3 protein-coding genes and 2 pseudogenes are annotated in these 10,235 nt (G+C 68.8%); all 5 read right to left on the bottom strand.

The genetic code is table 11. The annotated features are described in order from the left end of the window. A pseudogene (locus WBA11_RS10255) lies at positions 1 to 914 on the bottom strand (hypothetical protein); the annotation flags it as partial. 94 nt (positions 915 to 1,008) lie between these two features. Further along, the gene (locus WBA11_RS10250; protein ID WP_424520599.1) at positions 1,009 to 5,187 is read right to left on the bottom strand and encodes a Calx-beta domain-containing protein; all 4,179 of its coding nucleotides are present in this window, start codon (positions 5,185 to 5,187) and stop codon (positions 1,009 to 1,011) included. Positions 5,188 to 5,236: 49 nt separating this feature from the next. Beyond that, positions 5,237 to 6,025 (bottom strand): hypothetical protein, encoded by a 789-nt coding sequence (locus tag WBA11_RS10245; RefSeq protein WP_424520598.1) that lies wholly within the window; start codon positions 6,023 to 6,025, stop codon positions 5,237 to 5,239. A 56-nt stretch (positions 6,026 to 6,081) separates the two neighbouring features. Beyond that, entirely contained in the window at positions 6,082 to 9,711 is a 3,630-nt protein-coding gene (locus tag WBA11_RS10240; RefSeq protein WP_424520597.1) for a S8 family serine peptidase, read from the bottom strand. Between the two features lie 293 nt (positions 9,712 to 10,004). Next, a pseudogene (locus WBA11_RS10235) lies at positions 10,005 to 10,235 on the bottom strand (threonine synthase); the annotation flags it as partial.

The following is a 10,235-nucleotide window of genomic DNA, read 5'->3' as shown; positions in this document are numbered from 1 at the left end:
ACCCGGTCGAGCCACGTGCGAGCACGGGCAGCGTCGTGCCGGACGGCGGCCTCGAAGAACGCGGCGTCCGACGCGATGATGCCTCGGATTGCCGTCGGCGTCGCGTTCCACAGCTCGATGCGCCGTTCCAGATGACGCCGGGCCGCGTCGCCGTCGCCAGCATCGAGGGCGTGTAACATCGCCAGGGAGTGGGCCGACGTCTCCATCGGGTCCTCGTCCTCGAGGGCGACGGCGTCCTCGAGGAGGTCGGCGTTCCAATCTCGAGGACGAGTGCCGGCCGTCGACTCTGACAAGACGGACATGAGCGCCGCCTCCCGGTCAGCCGCCGGGCCGCCCTTTGCCAGTCGGACCAGGCGGGCGCCGTCTGTGAGAAAGCCGCCCGTACGGCCTGGAAACACGGTGGCGACGCCGATGAACAGCGACATCACCCCGACGAGCGCCCATGCTCCACCCAGCGCGAGGCCCAGGCCGCCAACGAGAACGCTGGCGACCGGCCCGCCGGCAACGACCATCGCTGTTCCTCGGCGGAGGTCGACGGTGTCGGTCGGCAAGCTGAGAGCCAGGCCGCCAGCGAGGCCGAGACTCCGGTTCACCTTCCAACGCAGGCCCGCGCCGTCCTTCTCGACGTGGAGCGGCCCGACGATCATCATCGCGAACCGCCACCCCGCGAGCTGTCCACCGATCACGTGGCCGAGCTCGTGAGCCGCGACCACCCCCGGCACGCCGAGGAGGATGGCCGCGATGAGGGCGGCTCCGCTGACCTCGACGTCATCGATGGTGTCTCCAATCCAAAATCCAATAGTGCCACCGACGAGGAGGAACGCCAGAAACATCGCGACGCCGCGCAGCTTCGAGGCCGAGGTCTCGTCTGGCGGATCAGGGAGCGGGTCGAGGTCGGGACGCGACGGGAGCATGCCCGCAAGATCGGCCTGACCTCGAGGTCGGCTCAAACGAAAACCGCCCGCCCCGAGTGCGTCGGGGCGGGCGGAGAACCGTGAGCCAGGCGCGCTAACGGACGACCGAGAGCCGACGCGTGGCCGAGAACGAGTCGCCCGTCACCCGGACGAGGTAGGCACCCGGCGCCAACGTCCCCGCGCCGACCTCGAGGCGGAGCGCGCCGCCAGCGTGGACACCGTCGTAGACCCGAGCGACAGACCGACCGAGCAAGTCGAGCACCTCCGCCTGGACCGCCTGGGCCCCGACCTCGAGGTCGAGCCATGCGGTGCCGACGGTCGGGTTCGGGAACACGAGGCCCACCTCGACTTCGAGGGTGGCGTCCTCGTTCGCGACCGTGATGCGCGACGCGACGCGGAGCGCGAACCGCTCGGACAGGTCGTCGCCGTCGGCGACCGTGAACGTGTACGGTTCCGTGAGCGAGACGGCAGCTCCGCCGTCGACCAGGAACACGTCGAGGCCGAGGTCGCCGAGGACGGCAGCGTCGATTTGATAGGTCCCCGGTGCCACGCGGGCATCGAGGCCGAGATCTAGACCTCCCTCGATCGAGCTCGGTGTGGCGGCGAGCGCGGCGAGAGGCAACGCGCCGTCGAAGGCGAGGTCCACGCTCGAGGTCGAGACGGAGACGCCGTCGAACGGGTCGAGACCCTCTGTGACAGAGCCCTCGACCAGGCGGAGCACCGCGAGGTCGCTCGGGCTCGACGCCGCCAAGCGGCCCGAGTCCGCAGTGGGACGGAGGGAGAGGACGACGGCCGTTTCACCGTCCGTCGGGACGAACTCGGCGTCGGCCACGTCCGTGGTCGCTGCCGGAGCCGCACCCGTCGTCGTAATGGTGACGTCGGGGTTGTCGGGGTCCGTCGGGAGCACCTGGAGCACGAGGCCCGTGTAGGACGCGATCGCGGACTCCGAGAGCCCCGCGAGAGACACCGGCCGGAACGTGCCGGCGACCTCGTCGAACACGAGCGCGATGTCTGACAAGACGCCGCCTTCGACCTCGAGGCTACCGATGGCAATCGGGGCGTCGGACAGGTTGGCGAGCGGAACGAGGACGCGCGCCTCGTCGCCGTCCTCGAGGACGACGGCCTGCTGTGCCAAGCCCGGCGCCGCGGCGGAGCCAACCAGAGTGAGGTCGGCGCCCGGGGCCACGTCGACGACGATGAGCTGACCGGCCATGAGCACCGTGTCTGGCCCGGCCTCGACGACCCCGCCCGTGCTGGGATCGATGACGGACACCGATCCGCCGGCTTCGAGGGCGATTTCGCCGGCGGTGAGACCACCGACGGGGACGGAGAAGAAGCGGGGGCCGCCGTCCTCGACGCCGTCGCCATCGCGGTCCCGGACGGGGACCGTGACCGTAACGGGCTGGCCATCGTTGTCGACGATGACGACGGCCGTGGCGGCGGCGTCGACGTCGAGGTCGCCACTGACGACCTCGAGGCCGAACACGACCGTCTCGTCGTCCTCGATCTGCTGGTCGTCCGCGATCGGAACGGAGACGGATAGGGACGTCGTGGCAGCGGGGACCTCGATCTCCGTCTGCTCAAACCCATCGAGGTCGGCGGCATCGCCGCTCGTCAGGAAGACGCGGACGGTGGCCGCTTCCTCGAGGTCACGGTCCAGTTCGAGTTCGAGCTCGACCGTCCCAGCTTCTTCGCGAACGCTCGACTGCGTAGTCGCGAACGCGATGGTCGGCGTCAGGGGAGCTTCCTGGATCGTGATGGTAACGGCTTGGTCACCGCTCTCCTGCGTTCCGTCGTCGGTGTCGCCACCGACGACGCCGTCGATGGTTACAGTGAGGGTCTCGTCACCTTCACCGTCGGCGTCTCCGCCGACGGCCGTGACCGTGGCCGTCCCCGATGTCTGTCCTTGGGCCACCACGATCTGCGTCGCGGACGCCTTGTAGTCGGCGTTGTCAGCGCTGTCCGTGCTGAAGCCGAGCGTCACCGTGACGGGGCTCGGAGCCGGGGTTGTGAGGGTGGCGGTGACGGTCGAGGCTCCTCCCGCCTCCGCGATGCGGAGCGGCGACGCCGACAGCGTGACGAGAGTCGGGTCGTCGTCTTGGACGGTGATCGTGACGGCTTGCGGAGTGGCCTCCGTTGCGCCAGTGACCGCGCTGATTGAGACCGTCACCTCGAGGTCGGCCTGGTCGCCGTCGACCTGCGTACCGGTAAACGGCACGGAGGCGGAGGTCTGCCCCGCCGGGATCACGACCTCGTCGGCAACGACGTAGCGGCCATCGTCGCCGGTCGCGGAGAGCGACACGGTGACATCGGCCACGGTGGTGGCGCCCGTGAGCGTTGCCGTCACCGGGGTGCTGGCGCCCTCGAGGACGGTGGCGGCCGCCGCAGTGAGCGCGACGGTCGGTGCGGCGTCGTCGTCGAGGACGGTCGCTGTCACGTCGAGCGGGTCGACGCCGTCGAAGTCGGCGTCGGTCGAGGACGCCGCGCCGAGCGTGATGGTCACGCTCTGATCGCCATCGTCGAACGTGTCGTCGACACCGGTGACGGTGACGGTTTGAGAAAGAGCGCCGGCTGGCTCGAACGTGAGGGTCCCCGTAGAGACCGTCGCCTCATCGGTGTCGCCGGAGGAGACAGCGATCGTGACGTCTGCCGTGGGAGCCTGCGGAAGCGTGACGCTAAAGGTGGCCGTCGTCCCCGTCTCGGAGACCGAAACCGTCCGAGTCGACACCGTGATGACGCCCTCTTCGTCCTCGGCGATGGTGACGGTGGCGTCGTCGGGATCGCCGACGGTGACCGCGGCCGCGTCGGTCGACGACAGCGTGAGCACGACCGTCTCGTCGCCCTCGAACGCGTCGTCGTCGGTGACCGCGACCGGGACCACGACCGAGGTCTCGCCGGCCTCGAGGACGACCGACGTCCCGACCGAGGCGAAGTCGGCGCCCTCGGTGGCCGAGCCCGAGACGGCGACCGTGACGTCGACGTCGAAGGCGGCCGGGGCCGTCGAGGTGATGGTGAACGCGCCGTCGGTGCCGGGCTCGGCGGCCTGGGCCGTGGCCGCGACCGTGAGCGTGGCCGAGTCGTCGTCGAGGACGCCGACCGACGCACTGCTCGACGAGCCGACCGCGGCCTGCGTCGAGTTCGTGGACGAGAGCGTGAGCGTCACGGACCCCGTGTTCTCGACGGTCGCGTCGTCGGTGGCGGAGACCGCGACGTCGACGGACGTGTTACCGGCCGTGATCGTAGCTGTCGTTCCCAACGCGGCCACGTCGCCCGTGTCGCCGGATGTGGCGAAGGTGACCTCGAGGTCGGACGTGAGCGCTTGGTCGATGAAGATCGTGAACGCGCCAGCGGCGGCGCCTTCCGTCGCGTCGCCTGCTGCGGCGACGCTGACCTCGGCCGCGTCGTCGTCGGTGAGTGTGATCGTGGCCGACTGGGCGCCGCTCTCGACAGCGTTCGTGACGCCGTCGATGGAGACCTCGACGGTCTCGGCGCCCTCGATGTCGCTGTCGTCGTCGCCGGTGACGGTGATCGTCCCTGTCGTCTGGCCCGTCAGAATCGTGATCGAGTTCGCGCTGGCGGTGTAGTCCCCCCCCGCGGCGGATCCCGCAAATCCGAGCGTGACGGTAACGTCAGATGTGGCCGACTCTGATAAGGTGGCGGTCACCGTCGACACGCCCCCGTCCTCAGAGATGCTCGACGGCGACGCCGCGAGCGTTACCGTTGGCGGCGGTGGTGTGAGTTGGACCTCGAATGCCCCCTCCGTGTACAGGACGGGATCACCGGAATCGGTGTAGAAAACCTCGAACCTGTCTTTGGCGAAGCCAGGATCGATGGCTGGGTCGTCGACAGTGAATGTGATCTCTACAGCGCCCGTGTAGCCAGTCGCAAGCGCCTGGCCGACCTCTGTGCTCCGGAAATCGTTGAGGATGTTGACGCTGACGGTCCCCGACTCTGGGAGGAGGACGGTTCCGACCTCGTAGAACGTGTCGTCCCCGTTGTAATCGGTCTGGGGTCCACTGTAAGCCGTGAAGTCGTAGTCCGCTGCATCTCCAGAGAACGAAAGGGCGTCCTCATCGAAGTCGATGAACACGCTCGCATCCCTAACGTCTCTGTCTCCTTCTGGGGACTTGAGCGAGAGCCGGACGACGTAGTCGTCCCCAACGTTGTACGGGCCGGTCGAGATCTCCTCGAGGAGCGCATCGGCGGTCCGCTGCGCGTAGGCTGGCGACGCAGCCAGGGTGAGGAGCCCAAGGGCGATAACGAAATACTTCATGGATAGGGGGGACGAATCCACTAAGGGATCGGTCGTAGTTGGCGCGCCTTTAGTCTGAGGGCGTTGGGACTTGGCTCGTCCGGCCATTCCCAGGGAGCCAGACGACGTTGGGGTCGCTGGCCGTCACGCGACCGTTGAGGTCGAAGTCGGACACCCGGTATCCCGTTGTCCCGTTGTCCTGTAGCCATTGCGTGTTTCGGTCACTGGACGTGAGTCGACCGTCGGCCGAGCCATCGCCGCCCCACATGCCCATTACGCCACTCCCCAGGTCTACCTGAGCATCACCACCATTCGAGTGTGCCGCCCCAATGGCCGTCAGGTCTAGGCTCCCCGCCCCCGACGACAGGTCGATGACCGACGCGCTCATCACCGCGAGGTGGTTCCGATGGCGCACGACGACGTAGTAGTCTCCCGGCGACGCATCGAACGAGACACCCGCCTGGCCGCTGGGCCGGACGACCGTCCCGTCGCTGCGCACGAGGGCTGCTGCGCGTGCTGCGGGAGCAGAGGAAACGGACGTCCGCAACTCGACGAGAACCCAGTCCACGACGTCGCTCGCACCGTCGAGGTAGCTCGAGGCGTCTTCCGCTCCCGCGTAGGCGAGGTCCGTACCGCTGAACGACGCCGCACCGTAGGGCTGCGAGGTCGGTAGCAAGCCGTCTTCGAGCAGGTCCGTCCGCATCGCGGAGCCATTGAAGGCGCCGCCGAGAACGACGTCGAGCGAGACGACGACGGAGCTGCCGACGGCCGGAGGGCCGGTCGGGAACGGAGGTGGTCCCTGGGCCGATGCGGCAGCGCAGAAGCTGCCGAGAGCGAGGGCGATGAGTGAGCGCATCATGGAAGAAGGGGTCGAGGAGCGAAAAGCGGCCGAACGGGGTAAGCAGTCTTTGAGGCCTAGCGGACGATGGTGACCGGCCGGCTGAGGGCGTGCCCCTCAGCGGACAAGCGGGCGACGTACACGCCCGGTGCGAGGCGCCCAGCAGGCAGCGAGGCGCGGTGGTCCCCCACCGAGCGGTCGCCGTCCTCGAGGACGGCGACCTCGCGCCCCAGCACGTCGTAGACGGCTAGGCGGACGGGGCCTGCGATGGGCACGCCGTACTGAATGCGGACCGCGCCCGAAGACGGATTGGGGCCGACGGAGAGAGACCACTCGGCCTCGAGGTCAGTGTCCGCGTCGGTCGCGAAAGCCGAGACCGAGAGGACGAACCGGGCATCGGGCACCGAGGACACGGCCGGCGCCGAGGACTCCCCGGCCATCCGGCGGAGCCGTGCCGGCCCGCTCGGAGCCGTGAACGAGTAGGCCTCGGCCGTGCGGAGATCGACCTCGAGGCCGGTCTCCCGATCGAGGAGCGTGAGCGCCCACGAGGGCGGGACGTCGAGGCGCGGCCAGCGGACAGTGAGCGAATCCGACGCGCCGACCGTCTGAACGGCGAGGTCGACCGATGTGCCCTCAGGAACGGCCGCGAGCGACTGGAGCGCCGGACCCGTCCCGCCCTCGACGCGAGCGCCAATCAGGACGTACGCGTCGGCCGGGGGGACCAGCTTGGGAGCGTCTCGGCGATCGGCGCCGGGCGACGAGTTCGTGTCGAACACGATCGACGCGGCGCGGTCCTCGAGGGCGAGGCCGTCGCGCGTCATGCCGTGAAGCGAGAATGCGATCCGCGGCCGGTCGTCTTGCCGCGTGCGGGCCTGGCCGCCGGCCTCGGCGGCCGGGATCGTGAGCGAGGTCGAGCTCCCATTCAGGACCCAGAACGCCTGCCAGGGCTCGATCTCGCCGATGTCAGAGCCGAGCACGTAGGTCGGCCCTGAGGGATCGTAGACCTGGGCCTCGCTGCTGGCCAGGCCGTCGGCGCCGGGCCAGACCGCCTTGTCGGCGAGGTTGGCGAGCCGGAGCGGACGGTCGAACGGGTTGGCCAGAAGTGCCCAGCGCTGGCCTCCCTCGTCTGGCGTGTCCGGGAGGTCCACGTCGACGTCGGCCGTCGCACCGCCCGTGACCACGAGCGACATCGGAAGCGAGAACGACTCTCCACTCCCCCCGCCGGCCGACGAGGGGTCGGGCTCGAGGTCGTCGTCGAAGAAGAACCACCCCAGGCCCCGGCCTCGAGGCAGTACGGCGGCACTCGAGGTCGGCGGTGCCCAGCCGACTCCCGACGTGTACGTGAGCACGTTCGCCACGGCGTCGGGAAACTGGCCCGGGACGCCTTGGACCAGGTTGAGCGCGGCGAGGTCTGCGACCGACACGTCGGACGGCGGCCCAATCAGCCTCCAGCCCGCGTTGCCCGCGATGGCTCCGGCCACACCGACCTCGAGGACGAGCGGGATCACGACGTCTGCCTCATCGAGGTCGTTCGACGTGACGGTCAGGTCCGTCTCATACGTCCCGGCCTCGAGGCCGGTCGCATCGAACGTGACGGCCAGGCTGGTGGACTCACCATGGCTCAGGGTGGTCCGTCCGAGGGTAGCCGCGAAGGCCGCGACCGGAGGGCCGAACTGGATGGCCGTCGAGGACGAGACGTAGGGGGCGTTGGCAACGACTGTCACCCCGTCGTCCTCATTCGGACTCTCGATCCCGACGGTCGCGGCGCTTAGCATCCCGCTCATCGTGGCGTATTGGAACGAGATGGTCCCGTCGTCGGACAGGACGGCCTGGAACGTGAGGCTCGTCGCCAAATCGTTGTAGCGCGGCACGTCGTCCCACTGGACGACCCAACGGCCGTCGCCCATGTCCTGCACGTAGACCTCGCCACGACTGGACGGGTCGAGATCGTCCCAGAACGGCGCGATGGTCCCTCGGGGGCCACCGGAGCTGGGGAGGCCGGTGTTTCCGGCGCTCCGGCCGCTACCCCCAAACGCGAGGTAGCCGTTCGACGACACGATCGTGGAGGCCTGCGACGTCCCGTAGAAGGGGAAGCCAAACGGCAGGGTCAGCGCGACGCCTTCGTCGTCGCCCAAGCCCAACGCGGTGCCCGTCCCGGAAATGTCAACAAAGTCGGCGACTGGACCGGCAGGGATGCTCGAGTCTCGCCACTCGTAGCTGGTACTGGCCTCCTGGAGGCCGAGCCGGAGCGGGCGGCTCTCGGCCCCGGCGACGTTCGTGATGGTGACGGTCTCGGTGACCGTCTCGCCGGGAGCGAGAAGGGCTCTGAGCGGTTCGACCTCGAGGGCGATCTCGGGCGCGTCGAGGAACGCGTCGTCGATCTGGATGCGGTAGTAGTGCGCAGCCGGCGTTCCTGCCGTGATCGCGACGCCACTTTCCTGAAGACGTGCGACGGTCTGTTGGACACTCTCTAGGGGGAACCGCTGGCGCATCACGGCGAACGCGCCGGCCACGTGAGGCGTCGCCATCGAGGTGCCGTTGAAGTTGGAGTACCTGCCTCCCGTCACCGACGACCGAATCGAGGAGCCCGGCGCGAACAGGTCCATCCAGGGTGCGACGTTGGAGAACCCGGACACGCCATCGGCCTTGGTCGAGGACCCGACCGTCACGGCCGTCGAGATGCAGCCGGGCGAGCCGGTCGAGTTTTGGTACCCATCGTTCCCTGACGCGATGACCGTCGCGACGCCGACCGAGAGCAGGTTGTCGATGATGGACTTGAGCCCGTTCGTGTCGCACGTACCGAAGTACTGTCCGCCTCCCAAGCTCATGTTGGCGGAGACGATGTTCCGCCCCTCATTCACGACCAGGTCGTAGACGTGCTCGAGGCCAGCGATTTGGTCGGACCCGAAAGCCAGCACACAAGGGTTGTTGTCGTTGACGCATCCGGCCGTAAAGCCGGAAAAGACCTGGACCGCAACGATGTCGGCCCCCGGAGCGACGCCGGCCCGAGGCGTCGTAGCGCCGCCCACGCTGCCACCGGCAGCGATTCCTGCCACGTGCGTGCCGTGGTCGCACCCGCTCCCCCACTCGCCCGTATCGCAATTCGTACCGGCCGTCGGGCCGACCTCGCCACGTTGGCCACTGGGGCACAACGTCTCAGAGGTGAAGGAACCGCTCGAGGCCGACGTCGAGAAGCAGGCGCCGGACGACACCTGACCAGCTAGGAAAGGATGCGTCTCATCCGTGCCCGTATCGAGGACGGCGACCTCGTACCCTTCACCTGTGAACCCCTGAGCCCACGCAGCCGTGGCCCCTACCAAGATGGTGCTGTCGTCCAAGCGACTCGGAGCGTTCGCTCCCGTCTCGACCTCGGCGTAGACGGGCACCGGCACGTCCTCGAGGATGGAGACGACCTCGGGAGCACGGCGGAGCGCGTCGACGTCGGCGGGGGTCGCCTCGAGGACGATCGCTGGCGTAAAGCGGAAGCGGCGGACCTCCGCGGCGTCGCTCAACCGGGCGAGGAGCGACGCCTGACGTTGCTCGATGGTCGCTCGCTGGGACGAGGCACGGCGACGCGACTGCTGTCCCTCGGGGACAAAGTCGACGTCCAAGCCGACGATCAAACGGACAACGCCGTCTCGACGGGCTTTCGCCTCGAGCGCCTGAAACGCGGCCTCGACCTCGACGGGCGGGGCGGACAGGGCCACGGCGACCGGAGCGTCGACGGAGCGCTCCTCGCCCCACAGACTCGTTTCTTTTTGCGCAGACGCAGGCCCTACGACCAGAAGGCAGAGGACGGCCGGTAGCAAGCGTGACAAAGTCGGGTCGAGGTGCATAAGGCTGTCGCGATGGAGAGCGAGGCTCGGCGTCGGGAGTCGGCCTCCTGAGCCTTATCGACGGCCGAACCGTTTCCTTCAGCGCCGCGTCGATCTTGGCGGCATACGTAACTCGCCTCTGCCACCTCCCTAGGCCATAGCCGGCACGTCGTGCCCTGAGACGCCTACTTCAGATGCGCCTCGAGCGCCTCGAGGTCTGGCACGATCGTCTCGACGCGCGTCGGCGCGTCCCACAGGCGGGCCAACCGGTCCGGCGCGACCGGCTCCGTTCCGGTGGCCTCGAGGACGGCGTCGGGAAACTTGGCGGGGTGCGCCGTCGCCAGCACGATCACGGGCTCGCCGTGCGTCTCGCGGTAGCGCCGCGCGGCCTCCAAGCCGACCGCGGTGTGCGGGTC

This window comes from Rubrivirga sp. (genome assembly GCF_049648075.1).
Taxonomy (GTDB): domain Bacteria; phylum Bacteroidota; class Rhodothermia; order Rhodothermales; family Rubricoccaceae; genus Rubrivirga.
This window is presented reverse-complemented; position numbering and strand designations above follow the sequence as displayed.